The organism is Nonomuraea sp. NPDC049725, from assembly GCF_040674795.1.
In the GTDB taxonomy this organism is placed as follows: domain Bacteria; phylum Actinomycetota; class Actinomycetes; order Streptosporangiales; family Streptosporangiaceae; genus Nonomuraea; species Nonomuraea ceibae.
The window spans coordinates 177,383-203,592 of record NZ_JBFANJ010000005.1 but is presented as its reverse complement, the minus strand read 5'-3'; the positions used below and the strand labels follow the sequence as shown (position 1 = coordinate 203,592).

The following is a 26,210-nucleotide window of genomic DNA, read 5'->3' as shown; positions in this document are numbered from 1 at the left end:
GGGCGAGCCTGACCTTCCCCGCCGGCCCGGCGATCCAGGCTGACCCGCGTATCGCTGCCTTCAGCCCCGCCCACCGCTCCGTGCGCGTCCTCGCCCCGTCCAGCGCTGCCTCCCCCCGGTGACGGCCATTCCGCCACCGAGCCTAGAACACCGGATGATCAGGCGCGGGCGCTCGCCCCGGCTCCCTGCGCCCGCGCCGAGAGGTCCTGCCAGTCGGCCCAGATCTTGAGCCGGTCGGCGTAGGCGCGCTCGATCATCGGCTGGAAGCCCAGCCCGAACAGCACCCGCAGCGGCGGGTTGTCCAGGTCGACGAGCGTGAGCAGCGCCTGGGCCGCGGCGGCCGGGTCGCCGGCGGGCTGGCTCCCGGCGGCGGCGCCGAGCCGCTGCCGCAGCTCGTCGTAGGCCGGGTCCATCCTGGCCATGTGGCCGTTGGCCAGCGGGTCCGGGTTCTTGCCGTCGCGGGTGGCGAAGCCGCCGGGCTCGATGACGGTCACCTTGACGCCGAACCCGGCGACCTCGCCGGCCAGGGCCTCGTTGAGCCCCTCCAGCGCCCACTTGGAGGCGTGGTAGGCGCCGCCGAGCGGCATGGCGATGAGCCCGGCCGCCGACGAGAGCTGGACGATGTGCCCGGAGCGCTGCTCGCGCAGATACGGCAGCGCGGCCTGGACCACCCACACGGCGCCGAACAGGTTCGTCTCCATCTGGTCGCGCAGCTCCCGCTCGGTCAGCTCCTCGACCGCGCCGATCTGGGCGTACCCGGCGTTGTTCACGATGACGTCCAGGCGGCCGAACCGCTCCTGGGCGCGCCTGACGCTCTCGAAGACGGCGGCCCTGTCGGTCACGTCCAGGGCGAGGGGGAGCACCGCGTCACCGTGGGCGTCCACCAGCGCCTCCAGGCTCCTGGGGTCACGGGCGGCCGCGGCCACCCGGTCGCCGCGCGACAGCGCCGCCTCGGCGAACTCACGGCCCAGGCCGCGGGACGTGCCGGTGATGAACCAGACCTTGCTCATGGTGTTCTCCCATTCATGATCAGTCGTCAGGGGTGCGTGCCGTGCGGCACGCTGACGCCCATGAGTCGCCGGCCCCCTGGCGGCTGTGACAGCCGCGATGGTGTGACGTGTGTCACCGGTCACGGCTGTCACGCCGGGGCCCCGGCCGGCGCCTTGTGCATGAGACACAGCGGGACGGACAGGAGCCGGAGATGGACGAGCACAGCGACCCGACGACGGACCAGGCGACCGCTGCGTTCCTCACCCATCGCAACCTGCTGTTCACGGTCGCGTACGAGATGCTCGGCTCGGCGGCCGACGCCGAGGACGTCCTCCAGGAGACCTGGCTGCGCTGGATGAGGATCGACCTGGAGCAGGTGCGCGACGAGCGCGCCTACCTGGTGCGGATCACGACCAGGCGGGCGCTCGACCGGCTGCGCACGCTGAAGCGGCGCAAGGAGGCGTACGTCGGCCCGTGGCTGCCCGAGCCGCTGCTCACCACGCCCGACGTGGCCGAGGACGTGGAGCTCGCCGAGAGCCTGTCGATGGCGCTCATGCTCGTCCTGGAGACCCTGTCGCCGACCGAGCGGGCCGTGTTCGTGCTGCGCGAGGTGTTCGACGTCGCGTACGACGAGATCGCGGAGGCCGTCGGCAAGACCCCCGCGACCGTACGGCAGATCGCGCACCGCGCCCGCAGGCACGTCGAGGCCCGCCGCCCCCGCGAGACGGTCTCGCCGGACGAGACCCGCGCGGTGATGGAGTCGTTCCTGCGCGCCCTGGAGACCGGCGACACGCAGGGCCTGCTCGACGTGCTCGCCCCCGACGTCGTCCTGCTGAGCGACGGCGGCGGCGTCCGCCAGGCCGCGCCCAGGCCGATCAGCGGAGCCGGCAAGGTGGCCCGTTACATCGTCGGCGGCATCGGCAAGGCACAGGTCACGCTCACCGGCGAGCCCACCGTGATCAACGGCGCCCCCGGCCTGGTCGTGCGCGTGGACGGCGAGACGGACGGCGTCATCGCCCTCCAGGTCGAGGGGGCCCGCATCATCGGCCTGTACTACGTCCGCAACCCGCACAAGCTGACCCGCATCGAGTCGGAGGTCCGGCTCACCCTCCGCTGAACCCCGCTCAGTCGGCCACGGCCGGATCGGCGGGCGCCGCGGCGCGCCCCCGCCGCCTGAGCGCCGCCCAGCCCGCCGCGATCGCCGCCGCCACCACCGGCAGGAGGAAGAACGCCACCCGCTGGTCCTCGTCGGCGAACGGCATCAGCACGACGACCAGCGCCAGGAAGCCGAGCGTCAGCCAGTTGGTGTACGGGCTGCCCGGCATCGGGAACGCCGAGCGGTGCCCGGTGGCGCGCAGCCGGAGCTGGCAGTAGACCAGCGTGCCCCAGGTGGTGATCACGCCGAGGGAGGCGGCGGCGGTGGCGATGTTGAACGCCCGCGCGGGCAGGAAGTAGAACAGCGCCACGCCTCCCAGGAACATCGCGGCGGTGAACACCACGCCGCCGACCGGCACGTGCCGCGAGCTGAGCGCCGCGGCGAACCCGGGCGCCTCCCGCTTGCGGGCCATCGAGCGCAGGATGCGGCCCGTCGCGTACAGGCCGGAGTTGCACGACGACAGCGCCGCGGTGATCACCACGAGGTTCATCGCGTCGGCCGCCCACGGCACCCCCAGCCCGGCGAAGACGGTCACGAACGGCGAGGTGCCCGCCTCGTACGCGGTCCACGGCAGCACCATCGCCAGCAGCAGCACCGAGCCCACGTAGAAGATCGCGATGCGCCACACGACGCCGTTGACGGCCTTCGGGATGACCTCGCGCGGCCTGGCGGTCTCGCCCGCGGCGATCCCGACGAGTTCGATGGAGGCGTACGCGAACACCACCGACTGCAGGCTCATCAGCACCATCGGGAACCCGGCCGGCAGGAAACCGCCGTGCGCCACCAGGTTGCCAGGCCCGGCCTGCCCGACGGCGAACACCACCAGCACCAGCCCGACCACCAGGAACGTGACGATGGCCAGCACCTTCAGCAGCGCGAACCAGAACTCCAGCTCGCCGAAGAGCCGGACCGACAGCAGGTTGACGACGAGCACGAACGCCAGCGCCAGCAGCGCGGTCGCCCACTGGGGGAACGCCGGCGCCCAGTAGTGCACGTACGCGGCGATCGCGGTCAGCTCGGCGATGCCGGTGAACGCCCAGTTCAGCCAGTACATCCAGCCGCTGGCGAAGGCGGCCCACGGCCCGACGAACTCGCCCGCGTACTCGACGAACGACCCCGAGGCGGGCCGGTAGAGCACGAGCTCGCCCAGCGCACGCATGACGAAGAACGCGGCGACGCCGGCGGCGGCGTACGACAGCACGAGCGCGGGGCCCGAGGCGGCCAGCCGGCCGCCCGCGCCGAGGAACAGCCCCACGCCGATCGCCCCGCCGATGGCGATCATCTGCACCTGGCGGTTGCCCAGCGCGGGCCTGTATCCCTCGTCCGTCTCGGCAGGCACTGGGTGTCTCCTTCGTCACGGTCCGTGACGGCGACGATATCGGCGCGGCGGCTCCGGGCGGGGCGCGGCACGCCGCGCCCGGAGTGTCGGCGGGGACCACTAGAGTCGGAGCGCACAGCCACATTCAGACCGGGGAGGCGCCGCTCCATGTCGTCCAGCGACTCGTTCGTCCATCTGCATGTGCACACCGAATACTCCATGCTCGACGGTGCCGCGCGCCTCAAGCAGATGTTCAAGCAGGTCGGCGACCTGGGCATGCCGGCGATCGCGATCACCGACCACGGCAACATGCACGGCGCCTACGACTTCTTCAAGCAGGCGACCGGCGCCGGCATCAAGCCGATCATCGGCATCGAGGCCTACGTGGCGCCCGAGCTGCGCCACAACAAGAAGCCGGTGCTGTGGGGCGAGCCGCACCAGAAGAAGGACGACGTCTCCGCGGGCGGCTACTACACCCACATGACGATCTGGGCGCGCAACAAGACCGGCCTGCACAACCTGATGCGGCTGTCCTCGCGCGCCTACACCGAGGGATTCGTCCGCAAGTGGGCGCGGATGGACGCCGAGATCCTCGCCGAGCACTCCGAGGGCCTGATGGCGACCACCGGGTGCCCGTCGGGCGAGGTGCAGACGCGCCTGCGGCTCGGCCAGTACGACGAGGCGGTCAGGGCCGCCGCCAAATACCAGGAGATCTTCGGCAAGGACAACTTCTACCTGGAGATCATGGACCACGGCCTCGACATCGAGCGCCGCGTCCGCGACGGGCTGACCCGCATCAGCAAGGAGCTGGGCATCCCGCCGCTGGTCACCAATGACTCGCACTACACCTACGAGTCCGACGCCGCCTCGCACGACGCCCTGCTGTGCATCCAGACGGGCAAGCAGCTCTCCGACCCCGACCGGTTCCGCTTCGACGGCAGCGGCTACTACATCAAGACCGCCGACGAGATGCGCGCCGTCGACTCCTCCGACCTGTGGGCCGAGGGCTGCCGCAACACGCTGCTCGTGGCCGAGAAGGTCGACCCGTCCGGGTTCTTCGAGTTCAAGAACCTGATGCCCACCTACCCGATCCCCGACGGCATGACGGAGAGCGAGTTCTTCCGCAAGACCGTCTGGGAGGGCATGGACCGGCGCTGGCCGGAGGGCTACGACGACGAGCACCGCAGGCAGGCCGAGTACGAGATCGGCATCATCGAGCAGATGGGCTTCCCGAGCTACTTCCTCGTGGTCGCCGACTTCATCATGTGGGCCAAGGAGAACGGCATCCCCGTCGGCCCCGGCCGAGGCTCGGCCGCCGGGTCGCTGGTGGCGTACGCGATGGGCATCACCGACCTCGACCCGCTGCCGCACGGCCTGATCTTCGAGCGGTTCCTCAACCCCGAGCGCGTCTCCATGCCCGACGTCGACATCGACTTCGACGAGCGCAGGCGCGGCGACGTCATCCGCTACGTGACGGAGAAGTGGGGCGCCGACAAGGTCGCCATGATCGCCACGTTCGGCACCATCAAGGCGAAGGCCGCCATCAAGGACGCCGGCCGCGTCCTGGGCTACCCCTACGCGCTCGGCGACAAGGTGTCCAAGGCGTTCCCGCCCGCCGTCATGGGCAAGGACATCCCGCTGGCGGGCATCTTCGACAAGGACCACCCGCGCTACAACGAGGCGGGCGAGCTGCGCAGGCTCTACGAGGAGGACGTCGACGTCAAGGCGACGATGGACCTCGGCAAGGGCCTGGAGGGGCTGATCCGGCAGACCGGCGTGCACGCCGCCGGCGTGATCATGTCGGCCGAGGTGCTGACCGACCACATCCCGATCATGCGCCGCGACTCCGACGGCGCGATCATCACGCAGTTCGACTACCCGACCTGCGAGACGCTCGGCCTGCTCAAGATGGACTTCCTGGGCCTGCGCAACCTCACCATCATGGACGACTGCCTCAAGATGATCGAGGCGACCACGGGTGAGAAGGTCGACCTGCTCGGGCTGCCGCTCGACGACCGCAAGAGCTACGAGCTGCTGTCCAAGGGCGACACGCTGGGCGTGTTCCAGCTCGACGGCGGCGGCATGCGCTCGCTGCTGCGGCTCATGCGCCCCGACAACTTCGAGGACATCTCCGCCGCCCTCGCGCTCTACCGGCCCGGCCCGATGGGCGCCAACTCGCACACCAACTACGCCCTGCGCAAGAACGGCCAGCAGGAGATCACGCCGATCCACCCGGCGCTCGAGGAGCCGCTGCGCGACATCCTCGACACCACCTACGGCCTGATCATCTACCAGGAGCAGGTCATGGCCATCGCCCAGCGGGTGGCCGGCTACTCGCTCGGCAGCGCCGACCTGCTGCGCCGCGCGATGGGCAAGAAGAAGAAGTCGGAGCTGGACAAGCAGTACGCCTCCTTCGAAAAGGGCATGAAGGACAACGGCTTCCCCGACGCCGCCATCAAGGCGCTGTGGGACATCCTGCTGCCGTTCTCCGACTACGCCTTCAACAAGGCGCACACCGCCGCCTACGGCCTCATCGCTTACTGGACGGCCTACCTCAAGGCCAACCACCCGGCCGCCTACATGGCCGCGCTGCTCTCGTCGGTCAAGGACGACAAGGACAAGTCGGCCCTCTACCTCAACGAGTGCCGCCGCATGGGCATCAAGGTGTTCCCGCCGGACGTCAACGACTCCGACTTCGACTTCACCCCGCGCGGCACCGACATCCGCTTCGGCCTGTCGGCCGTGCGCAACGTGGGCGGCAACGTCGTCGACGGCATCCTCACCGCCCGCAAGGAGAAGGGCCGCTTCGCCGACTTCAAGGAGTTCCTGCGCAAGGTCCCGGCGATCGTCTGCAACAAGCGCGTCATCGAGTCGCTGATCAAGGCGGGCGCCTTCGACTCCCTCGGCCACGTCCGCAAGGGCCTGGTCATGGTGCACGAGCAGGCCGTCGACGCGATCATCGACATCAAGAAGAACGAGGCCATCGGCCAGGACTCGCTGTTCGGCGCCATCGACGGCGGCGAGGACCAGACCTTCGACGTGCAGATCCCCGTCGGCGAATGGGACAAGAACACGCTGCTGCAGTTCGAGCGGGAGATGCTCGGCCTGTACGTGTCGGACCACCCGCTGTTCGGCGTCGAGCACATCCTCGCCTCGGGCGCCGACTGCTCCATCGCCGCCGTCCAGGACGAGAGCCGCGCCGACGGCCAGGTCGTCACCCTCGGCGGCATCCTCAGCGGCGTCCAGCGCAAGGTCACCAAGAAGGGCGACACCTGGGTGCTCACCCAGCTGGAGGACCTCGAAGGCGCCATCGAGGTGATGATCTTCCCGTCGGCCTACCAGCTGTGCTCGACCATCCTCGCCGAGGACGCGATCGTCTTCGTCAAGGGGCGCATCGACAAGCGGGAGGACGTCGCCAAGATCATCGCCATGGAGGTGACGGCCCCCGACCTGACCCAGGAGGCGGGCGGGCCCCTGCTGGTGAGCCTGCCGCTGACCCGCTGCACGCCGCCGGTGGTGAGCCGGCTGAAGGAGATCCTCACCACGCACCCGGGCACCTCCGAGGTCCACCTGCAGGTGCACAACGGCCCCAAGACCACCGTCATGCGGGTCGACGACCGGCTCCGCGTGGCGCCCTCCCCGGCCCTGATGGGCGACCTGAAGGAACTCCTGGGCCCCGCCTGCCTGGGCGCCTGACCCCCTCAGGACCGCTTCCCTGCGGACGGCCACCTCGGGACCGCTTCCCCAGGGGTCGGTCCGAGGGAGTTGTCCGCGTAGAGAGCCGCACGTCAGGCAGCACCGTCCGCCAGGAAAGGGGAAGTCCCGTGACCAGCGAGATCACCGCCGAGAGGGTCGCCGAGATCGCCGCCCGCTACCGGCGCAGGGCCGACGCGTTCGAGCGCAAGGTCGCCGCCGTACGGCCCGGGCAGTGGGACGGCCCGTCCCCGTGCGCCAAGTGGACGGTCCTGGACGTGCTGCGGCACATCATCGACATGCACGCGGTGATGCTGCGGCCGTTCGGCCGCGGCCTCAGCCCGGCCCCGCCGGCCGCCGAGGACCCGGTGGCCGCCTACCGCGCCGCCCGCGCCGACGTGGAGGCGATCCTGGCCGATCCCGCGCTCGCCGGCCGCCTCTGCGACACGCCCGCCGGCAGGCTCACCGCGGCCGAGCACATCGACCAGGTGGTCAGCGCCGACCTGCCGCTGCACGGCTGGGACCTCGCGGTCGCCACCTCCCAGGACGCCACGATCGACCCCGAGGACGTCGAACAGGGCTGGGCCGCCATGCGGGCGCTGCCTGCCGACCTCGTGGCGAAGTTCCGCGAACCGGGCGCCTTCGGCCCCGGTGTCGAGGTGTTCGGCCCCGAAGTGCCGGTGGACGACGACGCCTCCACCCAGGACCGCCTCCTCGCCTTCATCGGCCGCGACCCCCACTGGCACCCCTGACCGGACACCCCGGACCGGGTGGGGCTTCCGGGCAGCGGCTCGGGCGGGCCGTCCTGAGCAGGGGGCCCTCCACCGGTGGGTGCCGCTGGGCGGGTAGTTCTAGCTGGTCAGGGGTGGCGGGTGGTGGCGGTCAGGTAGATGCGCCGGGCGGCGATCTCGTCCTCGTACGCCTCCCGCACGGTGATCTCGCCGATCGTGAACCCGGCGGCCCGGGCCGCCGACTCCAGCTCGCCAGGCGTGAACTCGGCCCAGTAGACGCGCAGCCCGGTGCCGAGGGGGTCGTCGATGACGCCGTCGCCGTCGCCCTGCTTGGCCACGACGAGGAGTTCGCCGCCGGGCCGCAGGGCTCGCGCCCACGCCGCGAGGGTGCCGGGCAGCTCGCGTTTCGGCTGGTCGTGCAGAGAGTAGTACGAGACCAGCCCGTCGAGCCCGCCGGTCACGTCGCGCTGGTCCATCACCGCGAACCGGCACCCGGGCTGCTCGCGCGCGGCCAGTTCGACGCAGCGCGGCGACAGGTCGACGCCCAGCACGTCCAGGCCGTGCCCGGCGAGCAGCGCGGTGACGTGCCCGCAGGGCCCGCAGCCGGCGTCGCAGACCCGCCCGCCCGGGCCGACACGCCCGGCGAACGCCGCCAGGACCTCGCGGTCGTGGGGCTTGTCGGCCAGCTCGTGGCGGAACAGCTCGAGGTAGCGGTCGGCGCGGGCGTCCCATAGGTGGGCGACGGAGGCGGCGCTGCCCGGCGGGGGAGAGAGCGTTTCGGACATTCCGGCATCCTAGGAGATGGCAACCCTTGCCGTCGCCGCCCCCGAGGGGGTGCGGGAGGATCGCAGGATGAGCGAGCTGCACTACCTGACCGCGACCGAGATGGCCCGCCTCGTCAGGACCCGCCAGGTGAGCGCCGTCGAGCTGCTCCAGGCGCACCTGGACCGCATCGAGCAGGCGAACCCGCAGGTCAACGCGATCGTCACGCTGGCCGCCGAGCAGGCGCTCGACGCGGCCAAGGCGGCCGACGCGGCGGAGCCGGCGGGGCCGCTGCACGGGGTGCCGGTCGCGCACAAGGACCTGGCCGACACGGCCGGGATCCGCACCACGTACGGCTCGCCGCTGTACGCGGGTCACGTGCCGGACCAGGACGCGCTCGTCGTCCGGCGGTTGAAGGAGGCGGGCGCCGTCTCGCTCGGCAAGACGAACACGCCCGAGTTCGGCACCGGCTCCCACACGGTCAACGAGGTCTTCGGGGTGACCCGCAACCCGTACGACCTGAGCCGGTCGGCCGGGGGGAGCAGCGGGGGCGCGGCGGCGGCGCTCGCCTGCGGGATGACGCCGCTGGCGGACGGCTCGGACATGGGCGGGTCGCTGCGCAACCCGGCGTCGTTCTGCAACGTGGTGGGGCTGCGGCCGACGCCGGGCCGGGTGCCGAGCCCGTCCGAGATCGCCGCCTGGTACACGCTGTCGGTGCCGGGGCCGATGGCCAGGACGGTCGACGACCTCACCCTGATGATGTCGGTCATTTCGGGATTCGACCGGCGGTCACCGTACGCGATCAGGGAGCCTTTCACCCCCGACCCCGAGGAGGGCGTCGCCGGGCTGCGGGTGGCGTGGAGCCCGGACCTCGGCGGGCTGCCGGTCGACGCCGCGACGGCGGCGGTCACCGCGACCGCGCCCGCCGTGCTCGAACGGCTCGGCGCGCGGGTGGAGCAGGTGGAGCTCGACCTGAGCGACGCCGACGACGCCTTCCGCACCTACCGGGCCTGGTTCTACGCGCTCGCCTACGGCGACCTCGACGGGCTGGGCGCCAACACCGCGTGGAACGTCGAGCAGGGCCGCACGGTGACCGGCGCCGACCTGGCCCGCGCCGAGCGCGCCCGCAGCCGCCTCTACCAGCGGATGGCCGCCTTCTTCGACGACCACGACGTGCTGATCGCGCCCGTCAGCCAGGTGCCGCCGTTCCCGGTCGAGGACCCGTACGTGCGCGAGATCAACGGGATCGAGCTGCCCGACTACCTGACCTGGATGCGGTCGGCGTACTGGGTGAGCGTGCTGCACGCGCCGGCCGCGTCCGTGCCCGCCGGGTTCACGCCGGAGGGGCTGCCGGTCGGGGTGCAGATCGTGGGGGCGCCGTTCGAGGACGCCAGGGTGCTGCGGGTGGCCGGGGCGTTCGAGCAGGCCACCGGCCACGGCCTGCGCCGCCCGCCGCTCTGAGGAGCAGGCGGTCAGCGGTCCGGCGGCGGCAGCGGCGGCGCCAGCCCGTACGGCCGCCGCAGCGGCGAGTCGCGGTAGCCGTGCATGCCCTCCAGCAGCCCGAACAGCCCCACCGCCAGCAGCGGCCAGAACACCAGCACGCCCTTGGCCGTCAGGTGCAGCGGCCCCGGCGTCAGCTGCGCGCCCGGCGCCGCCGCGGCCTCCACCGTGACCACGCCGATCGTGAACGCCGACCCCACCCAGAGCGTCACGTACGCGCCCAGGACCCCGCCCGCGCAGAGCCCGAGCAGCGCCGCGAGCTGGCGGCGGCGGCTCAGGAACCAGGCGAGGGCCCCGCACGCGAGCCCGAGCGCGCCGGTCACGGTGGCGAACCAGCCGTCGGCGGCGATCAGCGCCTGCGTGGACGGGTCGGCGAGCACGGTCGCCTCCTGCGTGACCAGGTACGGCGGCCGGGGTGACAGGGCCGACCAGACCAGCCCGGCGGGCACCCCCAGTGCGGCGAGGGAGAGGACAGTGACCGCGAAAACGCGTACTTCCCTCGCCACGCCACTCCCCTTCGCGTTCTGAGTCTCTGCCAGACCGATGGTATCTCCCGGTTAGGCTCACTTCGTGATTGAAGAGAAGGTCTGGCTCATCGAACCCTCCGGCCCGCTCCGGGGCGACGTCGTCGTGCGCGGCTCCAAGAACGGCGTGTCCAAGCACATGGTCGCCGCCATGCTGGGCAGCGGCGAGAGCAGCATCCACAACGCCCCCGAGGTGGGCGAGGTCGGCATCACCGCCGACATGCTGCGCGCCCTGGGCATCAGCGTGGAGATCGGCCGGACGGAGATCCGCATCGGGCGCGGCCCGGAGATCAGGCCCCGGGTGCCCGACGCGTTCACCGGACTGAACCGCATCCCGATCCTCATGCTCGGCCCGCTGCTGCACCTGGCGGGCGAGGCGTTCGTGCCGCTGGTGGGCGGCGACCCGATCGGGCGGCGGCCGGTCAACTTCCACGTGGAGGCGCTGCGCGCGATGGGCGCCGAGGTGGAGGTCGGCGACACCGGCATCTACGCCAAGGCCAAGCGCCTCAACGGCACCCGGCTGGAGCTGCCGTACCCGAGCGTCGGCGCGACCGAGACGATCCTCATGTCGGCGGTGCTGGCCGAGGGCAAGACCGTGGTGAAGAACGCCGCGATGGAGCCCGAGGTCGTGGAGCTGGCGCTGTTCCTGCAGCGGATGGGCGCCCGCATCGAGCTGTCGCCCGACCGGCGCATCGTCATCGAGGGCGTCGAACGGCTGCGCGGCGCCTCCACCTGGCTGGCCGGCGACCGCATCGAGGCGTTCTCGTACCTGGCCGCCGGGCTCGTGACGGGCGGCGAGGTGCGCGTGCACGGCTGCCCGCAGGACCGGCTGGTCACCGCGATCACCACGCTGGCCCGGATGGGCGCCCAGTTCGACATCAACGACGAGTACGTGTGCGCGACCGCCCCGCCCGAGGGGCTGCGCGCGGCGGCGGTGCAGACCGACACCCACCCCGGCTTCATGACCGACTGGCAGACGCCGCTCATGGTGCTGTTCACGCAGAGCCAGGGCATGTCGGTGCTGCACGAGACGGTCTTCGAGAACAGGCTCGTGTACGTGCCCGCGCTGCAGAGCATGGGCTGCGAGATCGAGGTGTTCGACCAGTGCCTGGGCGGTCCCGCCTGCCGCTACCACGACACCAACGCCCGCCACTCGGCCGTGGTGCGCGGCGTGTCGCAGCTCAAGGGCGCCGACGTGGTGCTGCCCGACATCCGGGCCGGCTTCTCCGCGGTGCTGGCGGCGGCCGTGGCCGACGGGCAGTCGACGCTGCGCGGCGTGCACCACATCGAGCGCGGCTACCACCGCCCGTTCGAGCAGTTCGAGTCGCTTGGTCTGAACATCCGCAGAGGAGAGTAAAGAGTTAAGAGCGGGTCGTTTGCCGGTGATCGGGTGGTAGCAGATCATCTGCGTGACTGTGCTCAAATCCATCACCAGGCTCGGGGCGGCGGGGGCGCTCAGCGGGGTGCTGGTCGCGGCACTGGCCGCGCCCGTCGTGAGCGGGGCCGGGATCGGAGCCAAGAGCGTCGCCGACACCTTCAACGACCTGCCGCCCGCGCCCCGGGAGGAGCCGCTGTCGCAGGTCACCCGGCTGGTCGACCGCACCGGCCGGACGTTCGCCCAGTTCTACGAGGCCAACCGCACCGTCGTCCCGCTGGACAAGGTGTCGGCGGTGATGCGCCGCGCCATCGTCGCCATCGAGGACGCCCGCTTCTACGAGCACGGCGGCCTCGACGTCATCGGCACGCTGCGGGCGCTGATCACCAACACCCAGGCGGGCGGCATCAAGCAGGGCGGCTCCTCGCTCACCCAGCAGCTCGTCAAGAACATCCTCGTCGAGAGCGCCCGCACCGAGGCGGAACGCGACAGGGCCCGCGCCCCCAACCTCGCCCGCAAGATCACCGAGCTGCGGCTGGCGCTCGCCCTGGAACGCAAGTACCGCAAGGACGAGATCCTGGAGAAGTACCTCAACATCGCCTACTTCGGCGCGGGCGCCCACGGCGTCGAGGCCGCGGCCAGGCGGTTCTTCTCCACCACGGCCGCCGAGCTGACGCTCACCCAGGCGGCCACCCTCGCCGGCGCCGTCCGCGCCCCGTACTCCACCGACCCGTCCATCGGCCAGGAGCACCGCGCCCGCCTGAAGATGCGCCGCGACCTCGTCCTCGACCGGATGGCCGGGCTCAAGCTCATCACCCAGGCGCAGGCGGCCGAGGCCAAGGCCAGCCCGCTGAACATCCGCCTGCGCCCCGAGCCCGGCGGCTGCGCGCAGAGCGACCACCCCTACTACTGCCTGTACGTGCACCGCGAGCTGATGACGAACGAGGTGTTCGGCGCCACGGCGGACGTGCGCCGGGCGCGGCTCGCCCGAGGCGGCCTCGTCGTCAGGACCAGCCTCGACCCGCGCGCGCAACGGGCCGCCGACCAGGCCATCCGCCAGCGGGTCTCCGCCGAGGACACCGAGGTGGCCGCCGAGGCCATGATCGAGCCCGGCACCGGCTGGATCAAGGCCATGGCCGCCAGCAAGCGGTTCGGCCGCAACCCCGGCAACAAGAAGAACGGGCCGAGGACCACGTTCAACCTCGTCGCCGACGTCCGGCACGGCGGCGGCCAGGGACTCCAGGCGGGCTCCACGTTCAAGGTGTTCACCCTCGCCACGGCGCTCCAGCAGGGCTGGCGCTTCGACGACGGCTTCGACACCCCCGGCGTGATGACGCCGTCACAGGGCTACCGCGACTGCTCGGGACGCCCGGTCAACGACCCAGGCACCGAGATCCACAACGCCAGCGGCGAGGGCAAGGGCGGCCCGCACAGCATCTCCACCGGCACCTGGAAGTCCGTCAACATCTTCTACATGATGCTGGAGCGCAAGGTCGGGCTCTGCAACGTGGTCAAGACCGCCAAGGCGCTCGGCGTGACCCGCGCCGACGGGGCTCCGCTGCGCGAGGTGCCGACCTTCACGCTCGGCGTCAACGAGATGGACCCGCTCACCGTGGCCGCGTCGTTCGCCGCCTTCGCGGCCCGAGGGCGCTACTGCGAGCCGCTCGCCATCACCGAGATCGTCGACCGCGACGGGCGGCGCACCCACGTCTCGCCCGCCTGCGAGCAGGTGATCGACCGGCAGGTGGCCGACGCCGTCAACTGGGTGCTCACCGGCGTGTTCGACAAGGGCACGATGAAGGGCCAGGACCTGGACCGGCCCGCCGCCGGCAAGACCGGCACCAACAACGGCTACACCTCCGCCTGGTTCGCCGGCTACACGCCCCACCTGGCGGCGGCGGTGAGCGTCGGCGACATCCGCGGCTCCTACAAGCACCCGCTCACCGACGTGCGCATCGGCGACCAGTACTACGGCTCCGTCCAGGGCGCCTCGCTGCCGGGGCCCATCTGGGTGGACTCCATGCGCGCCGCCCTGCGCCACACCGAGGCCAAGGGGTTCCCGGGGCCCGACATGAGCCGCTTCGGCGGCGGCAACACGCCGGGCCTGGAGGAGGGCGAGGAGGAGGCCGGCGAGGAGAACGGCCGCCGCGGCCGGCACCGCGCGTACGCCAAGCGCCACCGCAAGCTCCTCCGCTGGCTCTTCGGCCACGGCGCCCGCCCCCACGAGTCGCGCCCTCACGAGTCGCGCCCGTACGAGGGCCCGCTCCGTGAGGGCCGCCCGCCGGAGGTCCGGCGCCGCCACGGTGACGGCCACCGCCGCGACACCGCCCCCCGCCACCGCCGCGACCGCCACTGACCTGCCCGTCCGGGGGTCAGGGCCGCGCCCGGCGGAGGTCAGGCGCGGACGGGGCGGCCGGGGCGGGCGTCCGGGAGGAGGGCGCCGTCCTGGACGACCGGGACGCCGCCCACCAGCACGTGCCGGAATCCCGTGGAGGGGAGCGCCGTGGCCGCGTAGGTGGCCCGGTCGGTGACCGTGTCCGGGTCGAAGACCGTGAGATCGGCGTCGGCCCCCGGCTGGACCCGCCCCTTGCGCGCCAGCCCGGCGACCTGGGCGGGCACGAGCGTGCATCGCCGCACGGCCTCGGCGAGCCCGAGCATCCCCTGCTCGCGCACGAGCCGCAGGGTGCGCCCGTACGTGCCGGCGGTGCGCGGGTGGGTGACGGCGTCCGGCGGCAGCGGCCATTCCAGCCGCCGCGCCGGGTCGCCGCCCTCGCGCCACAGCAGTGGCACGGCGTCGGTGGCGACCGCCGCGTCCTCGAAGTCGAGCGCCCGCCGGATGTAGGCGAACTCGGCGGGCGAGTCCTCGTCCAGCAGGTGCACGAACGCCGCCGACCCGGGCTCCTCCTGACGGACGCGGCGGAGCTCGGCGGCGTCGGCCATGCGCCGCCCGGTGGACAGCAGCCCGATGGAGTGCGGGGTGAGCCCGCGCCGGTGCAGCAGCTCGGGCGCGAGGAAGGCGGCGCCGACGCCGGTCATGCCCGCGCCGTACGGGTACGCCTCGGTGGTGACCCGCGCCCCTTCGGCGCGCACGCGTTCGACCAGGGCGAGGACGCGGTCGACGTGCCGGATGGAGGTGCTGTTGACGTGGCAGTAGTGCATGTGCGCGCCGGTCTCGACGGCGGCGCGGACGATCTCCTCGGCGCCGTCGACGGGCGTGCCGGCGTCCATCTCGACGAGCTCGCGGGCATGGGTGTACGTGGGCCGTCCGGCGCGGGCGGCGAGCGCGGCGACGGCCAGATACTCGTCGGGCCCGGTGCGGGGCGCGTAGCCGACGAGGACGCCGATGCCGAGGGCGCCGTCGGCGAGGTCGGCCTCGAGGAGGCCGACGATCCGCGCGACCTGCTCGGGGGTCGCGGGGCGCTGCCAGGCGTCGACGGCGATGTTGGCGAACAGCGTCTCCAGCCTGCCGGTGGGCTCGACGCCGGCGAGCACGGCCATCCGGGCGGCCGCCCACGAGGTGGCGAACCCGTAGTTGAGCGGCCGTCCCTCCTCGGCGGCGGCGCGGTAGGCGGCCGACACGGGCAGGCTGCCGGCCTCCAGCTCCAGCACGGTGGTGACGCCGTCGAGCGCCTGGAGCCGGTGCCCGGCGAGGTCGGCGCTGTGGCTGTGCAGGTCGACGAAGCCGGGGCAGACGGTCAGCCCGGTGGCGTCGACGCGGGTGACGCCGTGCAGCGGTCCGGCCGACACCTCCTGGATCGTGCCGCCGCTGACGCCGACGTCGCGGATCCCGTCGAGCCCGGTCTCGGGGTCGATCACCCGCCCCCGGGAGATCACCAGGTCGTACGTGGTCACGAGGCCCTCCCGAGGGTGAAGCGGTCGGCGCGCTGCGGCACGATGAGCGCGATCAGCGCGCCGAGCACGGTGGTGCCGATGAGCAGCCCGAACGCGGCGCTGTAGGAGTACTGGTCGACGAGCCAGCCCATGAGCACCGGCGCGATCACGCCGGCGAGCTGCCCGCCGACGTTGACGACGCCCATGCCGGAGCCGATCACCTCGGGCGGCAGGGCGCGGACCGGCATGCCGAGGATGCCCATGGTGGACAGCCCGGCCACGGCCATCGCCAGCGTCTGGAAGAGCGTGAACCCGGCGGCGGTCTCGGCGTTGATCATGACGAGCAGCAGCACGGCGGTGCACAGCAGCAGCGGGATCACGTACAGCCTGGCCCGGTCGTGGAAGTAGCGGTCGAACAGCCAGCCGCCGAGCAGCGTCGTCGCGGTCATGACGAGCTGGGGGAGCGCGGCGAGGAAGCCGGTGTTGAGCAGGGAGATGCCGCGGGCCTCCATGAGGTAGCTGGGCACCCAGGTGATCATGCCGTAGCCGAGCATGTTCGTGGCGCAGAACAGCGCGGCGAACTTCCACACGGCGGCCGAGCGCAGCACGGCCGCGAGCGGGATGGCGGGCCGGGCGGCGGGGCCGGTGGCCTGGGCGGCGCCGGTGAGGTGGCCGGGCAGCGCGCGGGGGAGCAGCGACCACAGCAGCACGCCGATCGCGACGCCGGCCACGGCCGCCACGAGGAACGTGTCACGCCAGCCGAACACCAGCAGCAGCGGCGCGGCGATCAGCGGGGCGAGGCCGCCGCCGAGCACGTTGGAGGCGAGCATCGCGCCGGCGGCGGTGGCCCGCCGCTCGGGCGTGGTGCGTTCGGCGATGGCCTTGAACGACGCGCCGGGGAACAGTCCCTGGCCGACGCCGAACAGCGCCCGGATCACCAGCAGCGCGGCCAGCCCCCACGCGAGCCCGGTCAGCGCGGTGAACGCCGACCACAGCACCAGGGAGGCGACGAGCAGCCGGCGCGCCCCGAACCGGTCGGCGAGCATGCCGCCGGGGATCTGGCACAGCAGGTAGACCAGCGAGAAGACGGTGATCAGCCAGCCCTGCTCGGTCTTGGTGAGCGCGAACTCCGCGCCGATGAACGGCAGCGCGACCGCCATCATGACGCGGTCGACGTAGTCGATCACCCACACGCCGGCGAGCAGCGCGATGGTCAGCGTGGCGGTCTTGCGGATCTTGGCGGGCGTCCAGGTGGTTGCCGGGGTGTTTTCGGCCAGTCCCATACGATCTCCGGTGTTGCGGCGTTTCTGCATTGTTCATACGGAAACGCCGCGACCGCTTGGTGCGTCCGGACGAAAGTCGGCCCAGGTGTTGTGCGCTACGACGAGGTCAGCCCGTCTTCCCGATGGGTGCGGTCACCGCCCGGGTCAGCGCGATCAGGTTGGCGGGGGCGGTCTCGATCTGCAGCCCGCGCTTACCCGCCGAGAAGTAGATCGTGTCGAACTCCAGCGCCGAGGAGTCGACCACGGTGGGCAGGAGCTTGCGCTGCCCGAGCGGGCTGATGCCGCCGACGACGTAGCCGGTGACGCGCTCGACCTTGGCGGCGTCGGCCATCGCGGCCCGCTTGCTGCCGGTGGCGGCGGCCAGCGCCTTGAGGTCGAGCTTGCCGGCCACGGGCACCACGGCCACGGCCAGGCCGCTCTCGACCTCGGCGACCAGCGTCTTGAAGATCCGCTCGTGGGGGACGCCGAGCGCGTCGGCCGCCTCCTCGCCGTAGGCCTGCGCCGAGGCGTCGTGCTCGTAGGGGTGGAGGGTGAACTCCGCCTTGGCCTTGTCGAGCGCCACGGTGGCCGGCGTGCCGCCGCCCTTGCTCTTCTTGCTCACGGAGACCCAGTGTAGCGAATCTACATTGTAAAGGCGCGGCCCGGGGTGTACCCGAGCGCCCGCCGGAACGCGTCGATGAACGCGCTGGCCGACGCCCAGCCGCACCGGTGCGCCACGGTCGTGACGCTCACCCCGTCGGCGAGCAGCAGCAGCGCGTGGTGCAGCCGGAGCTGGGTGCGCCACTGCGGGAACGTCATGCCCAGCTCGGCCCGGAACAGCCGGGCCAGCGTCCGGTCGCTGGTGCCTGCGTGGGCGGCGAGCCTGGCCAGCGTCCGGTTGTCGGCCGGGTCGGCGTGCAGCGCCGCGCACACGGCCGCCAGCCGCGCGTCACGCGGGGTCGGCAGGTGGAACGGCTGTTCGGGCGCCCGCCGGAGCTGATCGACCAGCACGGCCAGCAACCTCGCCCGCTCCCCTCCTGCCGTGAAGCCTCCGTCCGCGGTGTCCCCGGTCGCGGCGGCGTCGTCGTCCGGCAGGCCGGTGTAGGCGATGATCAGCTCGCGCAGCAGCGGCCCGACCGCGAGCACGGCGGGGCGCGTCAGGCCGGGCGGGTTGCCGGTGAGCCCGATCAGCCGCAGGTCCGTGCTGCCGTGGGCGCGGTGCTCGTGGACGGTCCCGGCCGGGATCCAGATCGCCCGGTTGGCCGGGGCGACCCAGGTGCCGGCGTCGGTGGTGACCGACAGGACGCCGTGGCGCGCGTACACGATCTGGTGGGTGTCGTGCCGGTGGGCGTCGATGCCCGCGCCGGCCGCGAGCGGGCGGATGCCGGTGGGCGCACGCGACAGATGGCGGATTTTCATGACTGATTGGCATTTTATCGGAAGCGGGCCACATCCGCCCGGCGGCACGATCGGGGGCGTGCGGGTGAACAGGGTCGCGGTGCTGGCCGCCGGGCATGCGGGCGTGGACGTGTATCAGGGCGCGGTTCCGGCGATGGTGCCGTTCCTGGTGGCCGAGCGGGGTTACGGGTACGTGGCCGCGTCGGGGGTGGTGCTGGCGGCGACGCTGCTGTCGTCGATCGTGCAGCCGGTGTTCGGGGCGCTGACGGACCGGTGGCGGATGCCGTGGCTGATCCCGGTCAGCATGACGACGGCCGGGCTCGGCGTGGCGCTGAGCGGGGTGTCGGAGTCGTACCCGCTGACGTGGCTGGCGGTGGCGCTGTCGGGGCTGGGGGTGGCGGCCTACCATCCGGAGTCGGCGCGGCTGGCGCGGATCGCCAGCGAGGGCAGCGACGTGCGGATGAGCTGGTTCTCGCTGGGCGGCACGCTGGGGTTCGCCTCGGCGCCGATCCTGGTGACGCCGCTGCTGGCGGCGGGCGGGCTGGCGGCGTCGCCGTTCCTGGTGGTGCCGGGCGTGGCCGGGGCGGTGCTGACGCTGGTGGTGATGCGCTCGCTGGCGGGGCCGGGGGAGCGGGGGCGCGCGGCCGGGCCGGCGCGGGGGCGTGACGACTGGCCGTCGTTCGCCCGGCTGACGCTGGTGATCGTGTTCCGGTCGGTGGTGTACGTGGGGCTGAGCGCGTTCGTGGCGCTGTACCTCGGAGGCGGGGCGGCGGGCGCGGTGGCGCTGTTCGTGCTGTTCGCGGGCGGCGCAGTGGGCACGGTGCTGGGCGGCAGGCTGGCGGCGCGGATGGGGCGGGTGCGGGCGATGCGGCTGGCGTACGCGCTGAGCGTCCCGGCGGTGGCGGGCGTGGTGCTGGCGCCCGGACCGGCCGCGTACGTGTTCGTGGCGGCGGCGTCGATCACCCTGTACGCGCCCTTCTCCCTGCACGTGACGCTGGGCCAGGACTTCCTGCCGCGCCGCGTGGGCACGGCGAGCGGGGTGACGCTGGGGCTGGCGGTGAGCGTCGGCGGGCTGGCGAGCCCGCTGGTGGGGGCGGTGGCGGAGGCGACGTCGCTGCGGCTGGCGCTGGGCTGCCTGATCGCGTTCCCGGTGCTGGCGTGGCTGCTGTCGCTCACGCTGGCCGAGCCGGTCCGGGCCGACGCCCCTGCCGACGCCCCGGCCGCCGGTCAGCGCTGACCGGTCAGCGCTGACCGGTCAGCCTGTCGCGGACGCGCCAGGGCTCTCGCCGCCGGGTGCGCGGACCTCACGGGGCTCGCGGTCGGGGCGCAGGCCACGCCAGGACGGGTGGCGCAGCCGGTTGTCGCCGGTCATCTCGGCGTACTGGACCTCGCCGACCAGGACGGGGCTGACCCAGTGCGCGTCGCGGGCGTGCTCGCGCGGGACGGGCTCGTCGAAGGGCGGGTCGGGACGTTCCAGCGGGGCGAGCCTGCGGTGCAGGTCGCGGAGCATGGCCTGGGTGAAGCCGGTGCCGACGTGCCCGACGAACAGCAGCCTGCCGCCGTCGTCGTAGGAGCCGAGCAGCAGCGACCCGATCGTCCCGGCCCGGCGGCCGGCGCCGGGCTTCCAGCCGCCGACGACGACCTCGACGGCGCTGACGTTCTTGACCTTGGTCCATTCGGCGGTGCGCCGGCCGGGCCGGTAGGGGGAGGTGAGCCGTTTGCACACGACGCCTTCGAGGCCGAGGCGGCGGGAGGAGGCGAAGGCGTCCTCGGCGTGGTCGTGGAACCAGACCGGGACCTGCCAGCGGAAGCCGGGCGTGAGCGTGCTCTCCAGCAGGTCGCGCCGGGCGGTGTAGGGGAGCGCGATGGCGGGGTCGTCGCCGAGGTGCAGGATGTCGAAGGCCAGGAACGTGACGGGGACGGTGCGGGCGAGCTCGGCGACGCTCAGCGGGTTGCGCTGGTGCATGCGCGGCTGCAGGGCGCCGAAGCTGGGCCTGCCCGCCTCGTCGAAGGCGACGATCTCGCCGTCGATCACGGCGGGGCGGCCGCCGGTGGCCCCGGCCATGAGCTGGAGCTCGGGGTAGGCGGCGGTGATGTCCTTGGCGTTGCGCGACATGAGGCGGACGGCGCCGCCGTCGACGTAGGCGAGGGCGCGGACGCCGTCCCACTTCATCTCGACGGCCCAGTCGTTCTCGTCGGTGGTGGGCAGGGAACCGAGCTGGGCGAGCATCGGCGCGTAGGTGGGCAGCGGCGCCATGCATCCAGGCATACCCCGGCGCACGCGCCGCCAGTGATCGCCGGGGGTTTACAGATGGTCAAGCCACGGGGTCGGGCTTCTCCTCGACGAGCTGGGCCAGGTCGACGCCGTGCCGGCCGAGTTCGTCGACGGACGAGCAGTAGCCCTGGAGGTAGGCGCGCCCGCCGACCTGGTGAGAGACCCGGAGCACCGGCCGGTCGCCGAGCACGATGGCCTCGACGACGACGCCGTCGGGCCCACGCCAGATTCCCATGCGGGCAAGCGTACGGGAGGGAACATAAAGGACAAGTAATGTCAAAGTACGTTTCAAGTGTCCCGGGCCAGGGAAAAACCCTGGCCAAACCGTGGACGTGTTTGCCCGCGACCCCGCCGGGCAGCACCCGGCCCAAGCTTCACCCCAGCCGTGGATCCACCGCCCACGGCGCCCCGCACTGGCGCTCGGCCCGGGCCAGTGCGGAAACGGTCGTGAGGTCGCGTGCCCCCGTCGCGACCTCACGACCGGGCCGCCCGCGTCACCCCTGTGCCAGCCCTGTGCCGCCACTGTCCCGTCCCCGTCGCGCCACGCGACTGTCCGTAGTGTGGACAGATCCGGATCCGGGGATCGGACTCCGTAGACTGTCAGGGTGATTTCCCGTATCGACATGCGCGGTTCCCTGCCGGCGAACCTGCGCGACGTGCTGCCCCGCGCCGAGCTCGACGTCGAGGCCGCCCTGGAGAAGGTGCGGCCCATCTGCGAGGACGTGCGCCATCGCGGGGCGGCAGCCGTACGGGAGCTGACCGCCAGGTTCGACGGAGTCGAGATCGCCACCACCCGCGTCCCCGCCGAGGCCATCGCCCGCGCGCTGGACGAGCTGGACCCCGCGGTCCGGGCGGCGCTGGAGGAGTCGATCAGGCGGGCCAGGCTCGTCCACCGCGACCAGCGGCGCAGCGACGCCACCACCGAGGTCGTGCCCGGCGGCACCGTCACCGAGCGGTGGGTGCCCGTCGACCGGGTCGGCCTCTACGTCCCCGGCGGACGCGCCGTCTACCCGTCGAGCGTGGTCATGAACGTCGTGCCCGCGCAGGAGGCCGGGGTGGCCTCGCTGGCCGTCACCAGCCCCGCCCAGAAGGAGCACGGCGGTCTGCCGCACCCGACGATCCTGGCCGCGTGCGCGCTGCTCGGCGTCGACGAGGTCTACTCGGCGGGCGGCGCCCAGGCCGTGGCCATGTTCGCCTACGGCACCGAGGAGTGCGAGCCCGCCACCATGGTCACCGGGCCCGGCAACATCTGGGTCGCCGCGGCCAAGCGGCTGCTCAAGGGCCGCATCGGCATCGACTCCGAGGCCGGCCCCACCGAGATCGCGATCCTGGCCGACGAGACGGCCGACCCCGTCCACGTGGCGGCCGACCTGATCAGCCAGGCCGAGCACGACGTGATCGCCGCCGCCGTCCTGGTCACCAACAGCCCCGAGCTCGCCGACGCGGTCGAGAAGGAGCTGCCCGGCCAGGTGGCGGCCACCCGCCACTCCGAGCGCATCACCGAGGCGCTGGCCGGCCGCCAGTCGGGCATCGTGCTCGTCGACAGCCTCGACGACGGGCTCAAGGTCGTCGACGCCTACGCCGCCGAGCACCTGGAGATCCACACCGCCGACGCCGCCGCGGTGGCCGCCCGGGTGCGCAACGCCGGCGCGATCTTCGTCGGCCCCTGGTCGCCGGTCTCGCTCGGCGACTACCTCGCCGGGTCCAACCACGTGCTGCCCACCGGCGGCTGCGCCTGCCACTCCAGCGGCCTGTCGGTGCAGTCGTTCCTGCGCGGCATCCACGTCGTCGACTACACCCGCGAGGCGCTGGCCGGCGCGGCCGCGCACGTGTCGGTGCTGGCCGACGCCGAGGACCTGCCCGCGCACGGCGCCGCCGTGCGCGCCCGCTTCGATGGGCAGGTGCCGTCGTGAACCTCTCCGACCTGCCCATCCGCGACGACCTGCGCGGCAAGTCGCCCTACGGCGCGCCGCAGATCGACGTCCCGGTCCGGCTCAACACCAACGAGAACCCCTACCCGCCCTCTCCCGAGCTGGTCGCCGACCTGGCCGAGGAGGTCGGGCGGGTGGCGGGCGGCCTCAACCGCTACCCCGACCGCGACGCCGTCGAGCTGCGCGCCGGGCTGGCCGCCTACCTGGGCCACGGCCTGACCACCGAGCAGGTGTGGGCGGCCAACGGCTCCAACGAGATCATCCAGCAGATCCTCCAGGCGTTCGGCGGCCACGGCCGCACCGCGCTCGGCTTCGAGCCGTCCTACTCGATGCACCCGATCATCACGACCGGCACCAACACCGAGTGGATCAAGGCGGCGCGCGAGGACGACTTCTCGCTCGACCCCGGCAAGGCCGTCGCGGCGATCGGCGAGCACCGGCCCGACGTCGTCTTCCTGGCCTCGCCCAACAACCCGACCGGCACCGCGCAGCCGCTGGCGGTGATCGAGGCCATCCTGGAGGCCGCCCCCGGCATGGTGGTGGTCGACGAGGCCTACGCCGAGTTCGCCCGCGAGGGCACGCCGTCGGCGCTCACCCTGCTGCCGCGTCACCCCCGGCTGATCGTCACCCGGACGATGTCCAAGGCGTTCGCCATGGCGGGCACCCGGCTCGGCTACCTGGCCGCCCACCCGGCCGTGGTGGAGGCGCTGCTGCTGGTGCGGCTGCCGTACCATCTGTCGGCGCTCACGCAGACGGCGGCGCGGGTGGCGCTGCGGCACCGGGCCGAGCTGCTCGGCACCGTCGACGCGCTGCGCCGCGAGCGTGACGACACGGTGGCGTGGCTGCGGTCCAAGGGGCTGGCGGTCGCCGACTCCGACGCCAACTTCGTGCTGTTCGGGCGCTTCCCCGACCGGCGCGCGGTGTGGGAGGGGCTGCTGGCCCGGGGCGTGCTCATCCGTGAGGTGGGCCCGCCACAATGGCTTCGGGTGTCGATCGGCACCGGCGAGGAGATGGCGGCCTTCCGTGCCGCCCTGGAGGGAGTCCTGTGAGTCGCGTAGGCCGCGTCGAGCGTACGACGAAGGAGACGTCGGTCCTGGTCGAGGTGGGTCTCGACGGCACCGGCACGGTGGACGTGTCGACCGGGGTCGGCTTCTACGACCACATGCTGGCCCAGCTGGGCAAGCACGGGCTGTTCGACCTGACGGTCAAGACCGAGGGCGACCTGCACATCGACTCCCACCACACGATCGAGGACACCGCGCTGGCCCTGGGGGCGGCGTTCCGCGAGGCGCTGGGCGACAAGTCGGGCATCAGGCGGTTCGGCAATGCGTCGTGCCCGCTCGACGAGTCGCTCGCCGAGGTCACCGTCGACCTGTCCGGCCGCCCCTACCTGGTGCACTCCGAGCCCGAGGGCATGGCGCCGATGATCGGGCCCGACTACGACACGACGATGACCCGCCACATCCTGGAGTCGTTCGTCGCCCAGGCGGCGATCTGCCTGCACGTGCGCGTCCCCTACGGGCGCAACGCGCACCACATCGTCGAGGCCCAGTTCAAGGCGCTGGCCAGGGCGCTGCGGGCCGCCTCCGAGCGCGACCCGCGCGCCACCGGCGTGCCCAGCACCAAGGGCGTGCTGTGACCGGCAACGTGATCGCCGTCGTCATGGTGTTCCTCGGCATGTTCCTGGTCGGCGGCGTGGTCTCTCTGTACAAGCAGGGGCTCAAGATCGGCGCCGCGATCTGCGGCGTCGGCGCCGCCATGGCGATCACCGCGGGGGTGATGTGGTGGTGAGCCGCGTCGTCGTGCTCGACTACGGGTCGGGCAACCTGCGCTCGGCCGAGCGCGCGCTGGCCAGGGTCGGCGCCGACGTCACGGTCACCGCCGACTTCGACGCCGCGCTGGAGGCCGACGGCCTCGTCGTGCCCGGCGTCGGCGCGTTCGCCGCCTGCATGGCCGGGCTCAAGGGCGTGCGCGGCGAGCAGATCATCGGCAGGCGGCTGGCCGGCGGCCGGCCCGTGCTCGGTATCTGCGTCGGCATGCAGATCCTGTTCGCCCGCGGCGTCGAGCACGGCGTGGAGACCGAGGGCTGCGGCGAGTGGCCCGGCGCGGTCGAGCGCCTGGAGGCGCCGGTGCTGCCCCACATGGGCTGGAACACCGTCAAGGCCCCCCAGGGCAGCGTGCTGTTCGCCGGCCTCGACGCCGCCACCCGCTTCTACTTCGTGCACTCCTACGGCGTGCGCGAGTGGGAGCTGCGACCCGGCGACGGGTTCGCCGAGCCGGTGGTGACCTGGGCCGAGCACGGCGTGCCGTTCGTCGCCGCCGTGGAGAACGGCCCGCTCATGGCCACCCAGTTCCACCCGGAGAAGTCCGGCGACGCCGGGGCCGCGCTGCTGGCCAACTGGCTCGGCACCCTTGAGTAAGGAGCGGGCGCGCCGCCGCGCCGAGCGTGAGGCCGAACGGGCCCGGGCCATGCGGATCAACGAGGAGCGCCAGGCCCGCCGGGCGCGCCGCCGCGCCCGCCTGACCCGGCTCGTCCCACGCCCGGTGCGGGTGGCCCGCCAGGGCGGCCTGCTCGCCCGCCGCCACCGCGCGCAGAACGCGGTCGTCGCGCTCGCTTTCCTGCTCGTCCAGGCGCTCGCCTGGCTGCTGTGGGGCTCGCCGTTGCTGAGCTTCGGCGTCCTCGTCTTCTCACTGCTGCTCTTTCCCGTGCTCGTGACCCTCGCTTTCGACCGGAGGACCTGATGTCGCTCGTTTTGCTCCCCGCCGTGGACGTGGCCGACGGCCAGGCCGTACGCCTCGTCCAGGGTGAGGCCGGCACCGAGACCGGCTACGGCGAGCCGCTGGCCGCCGCGCTGGCCTGGCAGGAGGCGGGCGCCGAGTGGATCCATCTGGTCGACCTCGACGCCGCGTTCGGCCGCGGCTCCAACCGCGAGCTGATCACCGACCTGATCGGCCGGCTGGACGTGAACGTGGAGCTGTCCGGCGGCATCCGCGACGACGCCTCGCTCGCCGCGGCGCTGGCGACCGGCTGCCGCCGCGTCAACATCGGCACGGCCGCGCTGGAGAACCCCGAGTGGTGCCGCCGGATCATCGCCGAGCACGGTGACAAGATCGCGGTCGGCCTGGACGTGCGCGGCACCACGCTCGCCGCCCGGGGCTGGACCGAGGACGCCGGCGACCTGTGGGAGGTGCTGGAGCGGCTGGAGGCCGACGGCTGCCAGCGCTACGTGGTCACCGACGTCACCAAGGACGGCACCCTGCGCGGCCCCAACCTCGACCTGCTGCGGGAGGTGTGCTCGCGCACCGACAAACCCGTCGTGGCCAGCGGCGGAGTCTCGTCTCTCGACGATCTGGTGGCACTGTCTTCTCTCGTTCCCGTCGGCGTGGAAGGTGCCATCGTGGGCAGGGCCCTGTACGCCCGGGCGTTCACGCTGGAAAGCGCGCTGGCCGCGGTGGGCGAGTAG

Annotated in this window: 24 protein-coding genes; 14 read left to right on the top strand and 10 right to left on the bottom strand. The window is 72.7% G+C overall.

What is annotated here, in order from left to right; genetic code table 11:
* Window positions 1-158: 158 nt before the first annotated feature.
* Window positions 159-1,010 (bottom strand): SDR family NAD(P)-dependent oxidoreductase, encoded by an 852-nt coding sequence (locus AB0J53_RS15170; RefSeq protein ID WP_364172245.1) that lies wholly within the window; start codon window positions 1,008-1,010, stop codon window positions 159-161.
* A gap of 191 nt (window positions 1,011-1,201) precedes the next feature.
* Between AB0J53_RS15170 and AB0J53_RS15165 the strand changes: the two genes are divergently transcribed.
* Window positions 1,202-2,107 (top strand): RNA polymerase sigma-70 factor, encoded by a 906-nt coding sequence (locus AB0J53_RS15165; RefSeq protein WP_364172243.1) that lies wholly within the window; start codon window positions 1,202-1,204, stop codon window positions 2,105-2,107.
* Window positions 2,108-2,114: 7 nt separating this feature from the next.
* Here AB0J53_RS15165 and AB0J53_RS15160 read toward each other — a convergent pair whose 3' ends face one another.
* On the bottom strand, window positions 2,115-3,485 hold the full coding sequence (locus AB0J53_RS15160; protein WP_364172241.1) for an amino acid permease: 1,371 nt from the start codon (window positions 3,483-3,485) through the stop codon (window positions 2,115-2,117).
* A gap of 147 nt (window positions 3,486-3,632) precedes the next feature.
* Between AB0J53_RS15160 and dnaE the strand changes: the two genes are divergently transcribed.
* Entirely contained in the window at window positions 3,633-7,160 is a 3,528-nt protein-coding gene (gene dnaE / locus AB0J53_RS15155) for a DNA polymerase III subunit alpha (RefSeq protein ID WP_364172239.1), read from the top strand.
* A gap of 128 nt (window positions 7,161-7,288) precedes the next feature.
* On the top strand, window positions 7,289-7,909 hold the full coding sequence (locus tag AB0J53_RS15150) for a TIGR03086 family metal-binding protein (RefSeq protein WP_364172237.1): 621 nt from the start codon (window positions 7,289-7,291) through the stop codon (window positions 7,907-7,909).
* A 107-nt stretch (window positions 7,910-8,016) separates the two neighbouring features.
* Here AB0J53_RS15150 and AB0J53_RS15145 read toward each other — a convergent pair whose 3' ends face one another.
* Complete coding sequence (locus tag AB0J53_RS15145; RefSeq protein ID WP_364172235.1) at window positions 8,017-8,673, bottom strand: class I SAM-dependent methyltransferase; 657 nt, start codon at window positions 8,671-8,673, stop codon at window positions 8,017-8,019.
* Window positions 8,674-8,689: 16 nt separating this feature from the next.
* Here AB0J53_RS15145 and AB0J53_RS15140 point away from each other — a divergent pair, with 16 nt between their 5' ends.
* Window positions 8,690-10,111 (top strand): amidase, encoded by a 1,422-nt coding sequence (locus AB0J53_RS15140; RefSeq protein WP_364172233.1) that lies wholly within the window; start codon window positions 8,690-8,692, stop codon window positions 10,109-10,111.
* A gap of 11 nt (window positions 10,112-10,122) precedes the next feature.
* On the opposite strand, the gene AB0J53_RS15135 is transcribed toward AB0J53_RS15140, so the two are convergent.
* On the bottom strand, window positions 10,123-10,656 hold the full coding sequence (locus tag AB0J53_RS15135) for a hypothetical protein (protein WP_357592648.1): 534 nt from the start codon (window positions 10,654-10,656) through the stop codon (window positions 10,123-10,125).
* 64 nt (window positions 10,657-10,720) lie between these two features.
* Between AB0J53_RS15135 and murA the strand changes: the two genes are divergently transcribed.
* Window positions 10,721-12,031, top strand: a complete 1,311-nt coding sequence (murA, locus tag AB0J53_RS15130; RefSeq protein ID WP_357592650.1) for a UDP-N-acetylglucosamine 1-carboxyvinyltransferase — start codon at window positions 10,721-10,723, stop codon at window positions 12,029-12,031.
* Between the two features lie 52 nt (window positions 12,032-12,083).
* Window positions 12,084-14,405 (top strand): transglycosylase domain-containing protein, encoded by a 2,322-nt coding sequence (locus AB0J53_RS15125; RefSeq protein ID WP_364172230.1) that lies wholly within the window; start codon window positions 12,084-12,086, stop codon window positions 14,403-14,405.
* A gap of 38 nt (window positions 14,406-14,443) precedes the next feature.
* Here the strand turns inward: AB0J53_RS15125 and AB0J53_RS15120 are convergent, their stop codons facing one another.
* The 4 genes from AB0J53_RS15120 to AB0J53_RS15105 all read right to left on the bottom strand — a co-directional run bounded on the left by AB0J53_RS15120 (window position 14,444) and on the right by AB0J53_RS15105 (window position 18,561).
* A complete protein-coding gene (locus tag AB0J53_RS15120) occupies window positions 14,444-15,901 on the bottom strand; it encodes an amidohydrolase family protein (RefSeq protein WP_364172228.1) in 1,458 nt (485 codons plus the stop codon).
* Window positions 15,898-17,163 (bottom strand): MFS transporter, encoded by a 1,266-nt coding sequence (locus AB0J53_RS15115; protein WP_364172226.1) that lies wholly within the window; start codon window positions 17,161-17,163, stop codon window positions 15,898-15,900. The genes AB0J53_RS15120 and AB0J53_RS15115 overlap by 4 nt, the downstream gene beginning before the upstream one ends.
* 106 nt (window positions 17,164-17,269) lie before the next feature.
* Complete coding sequence (ybaK, locus tag AB0J53_RS15110) at window positions 17,270-17,764, bottom strand: Cys-tRNA(Pro) deacylase (protein ID WP_308125672.1); 495 nt, start codon at window positions 17,762-17,764, stop codon at window positions 17,270-17,272.
* 20 nt (window positions 17,765-17,784) lie between these two features.
* Window positions 17,785-18,561: a helix-turn-helix transcriptional regulator gene (locus AB0J53_RS15105; RefSeq protein WP_364172224.1), complete on the bottom strand. Its 777-nt coding sequence runs from the start codon at window positions 18,559-18,561 to the stop codon at window positions 17,785-17,787.
* A gap of 58 nt (window positions 18,562-18,619) precedes the next feature.
* Here AB0J53_RS15105 and AB0J53_RS15100 point away from each other — a divergent pair, with 58 nt between their 5' ends.
* Complete coding sequence (locus AB0J53_RS15100; RefSeq protein ID WP_364172221.1) at window positions 18,620-19,777, top strand: MFS transporter; 1,158 nt, start codon at window positions 18,620-18,622, stop codon at window positions 19,775-19,777.
* 18 nt (window positions 19,778-19,795) lie between these two features.
* Here AB0J53_RS15100 and ligD read toward each other — a convergent pair whose 3' ends face one another.
* Together ligD and AB0J53_RS15090 are read right to left on the bottom strand one after the other, a co-directional pair.
* Entirely contained in the window at window positions 19,796-20,797 is a 1,002-nt protein-coding gene (gene ligD / locus AB0J53_RS15095) for a non-homologous end-joining DNA ligase (protein ID WP_364172219.1), read from the bottom strand.
* Between the two features lie 58 nt (window positions 20,798-20,855).
* Window positions 20,856-21,050 carry a hypothetical protein gene (locus AB0J53_RS15090; protein WP_219502377.1) on the bottom strand — a complete coding sequence of 65 codons (195 nt, stop codon included), beginning with the start codon at window positions 21,048-21,050 and terminating at the stop codon, window positions 20,856-20,858.
* Between the two features lie 370 nt (window positions 21,051-21,420).
* Here AB0J53_RS15090 and hisD point away from each other — a divergent pair, with 370 nt between their 5' ends.
* The 7 genes from hisD to priA are packed head-to-tail and all read left to right on the top strand — an operon-like array spanning window position 21,421 to window position 26,210.
* A complete protein-coding gene (hisD, locus tag AB0J53_RS15085; RefSeq protein WP_364172217.1) occupies window positions 21,421-22,728 on the top strand; it encodes a histidinol dehydrogenase in 1,308 nt (435 codons plus the stop codon).
* Window positions 22,725-23,795 carry a histidinol-phosphate transaminase gene (locus AB0J53_RS15080; RefSeq protein WP_364172215.1) on the top strand — a complete coding sequence of 357 codons (1,071 nt, stop codon included), beginning with the start codon at window positions 22,725-22,727 and terminating at the stop codon, window positions 23,793-23,795. Before hisD ends, AB0J53_RS15080 begins: the two co-directional genes overlap by 4 nt.
* The gene (gene hisB, locus AB0J53_RS15075) at window positions 23,792-24,385 is read left to right on the top strand and encodes an imidazoleglycerol-phosphate dehydratase HisB (RefSeq protein WP_219502383.1); all 594 of its coding nucleotides are present in this window, start codon (window positions 23,792-23,794) and stop codon (window positions 24,383-24,385) included. Before AB0J53_RS15080 ends, hisB begins: the two co-directional genes overlap by 4 nt.
* Entirely contained in the window at window positions 24,382-24,537 is a 156-nt protein-coding gene (locus AB0J53_RS15070; RefSeq protein ID WP_219502385.1) for a hypothetical protein, read from the top strand. Before hisB ends, AB0J53_RS15070 begins: the two co-directional genes overlap by 4 nt.
* Window positions 24,531-25,166: an imidazole glycerol phosphate synthase subunit HisH gene (gene hisH / locus AB0J53_RS15065; protein ID WP_219502387.1), complete on the top strand. Its 636-nt coding sequence runs from the start codon at window positions 24,531-24,533 to the stop codon at window positions 25,164-25,166. The genes AB0J53_RS15070 and hisH overlap by 7 nt, the downstream gene beginning before the upstream one ends.
* Window positions 25,159-25,488 carry a hypothetical protein gene (locus AB0J53_RS15060; protein WP_219502390.1) on the top strand — a complete coding sequence of 110 codons (330 nt, stop codon included), beginning with the start codon at window positions 25,159-25,161 and terminating at the stop codon, window positions 25,486-25,488. The genes hisH and AB0J53_RS15060 overlap by 8 nt, the downstream gene beginning before the upstream one ends.
* Complete coding sequence (gene priA / locus AB0J53_RS15055) at window positions 25,488-26,210, top strand: bifunctional 1-(5-phosphoribosyl)-5-((5-phosphoribosylamino)methylideneamino)imidazole-4-carboxamide isomerase/phosphoribosylanthranilate isomerase PriA (protein ID WP_219502393.1); 723 nt, start codon at window positions 25,488-25,490, stop codon at window positions 26,208-26,210. The genes AB0J53_RS15060 and priA overlap by 1 nt, the downstream gene beginning before the upstream one ends.

Excerpts from the sequence above, each read along its gene's own strand:
- AB0J53_RS15165 (WP_364172243.1), top strand. The coding sequence starts at position 1,202 with ATGGACGAGCACAGCGACCCGACGACGGACCAGGCGACCGCTGCGTTC.
- AB0J53_RS15115 (WP_364172226.1), bottom strand. The coding sequence starts at position 17,163 with ATGGGACTGGCCGAAAACACCCCGGCAACCACCTGGACGCCCGCCAAG.
- AB0J53_RS15105 (WP_364172224.1), bottom strand. The coding sequence starts at position 18,561 with ATGAAAATCCGCCATCTGTCGCGTGCGCCCACCGGCATCCGCCCGCTC.
- AB0J53_RS15145 (WP_364172235.1), bottom strand. The coding sequence starts at position 8,673 with ATGTCCGAAACGCTCTCTCCCCCGCCGGGCAGCGCCGCCTCCGTCGCC.
- AB0J53_RS15140 (WP_364172233.1), top strand. The coding sequence starts at position 8,690 with ATGGCAACCCTTGCCGTCGCCGCCCCCGAGGGGGTGCGGGAGGATCGC.
- priA (WP_219502393.1), top strand. The coding sequence starts at position 25,488 with ATGTCGCTCGTTTTGCTCCCCGCCGTGGACGTGGCCGACGGCCAGGCC.
- AB0J53_RS15170 (WP_364172245.1), bottom strand. The coding sequence starts at position 1,010 with ATGAGCAAGGTCTGGTTCATCACCGGCACGTCCCGCGGCCTGGGCCGT.
- dnaE (WP_364172239.1), top strand. The coding sequence starts at position 3,633 with ATGTCGTCCAGCGACTCGTTCGTCCATCTGCATGTGCACACCGAATAC.
- ligD (WP_364172219.1), bottom strand. The coding sequence starts at position 20,797 with ATGGCGCCGCTGCCCACCTACGCGCCGATGCTCGCCCAGCTCGGTTCC.
- AB0J53_RS15090 (WP_219502377.1), bottom strand. The coding sequence starts at position 21,050 with ATGGGAATCTGGCGTGGGCCCGACGGCGTCGTCGTCGAGGCCATCGTG.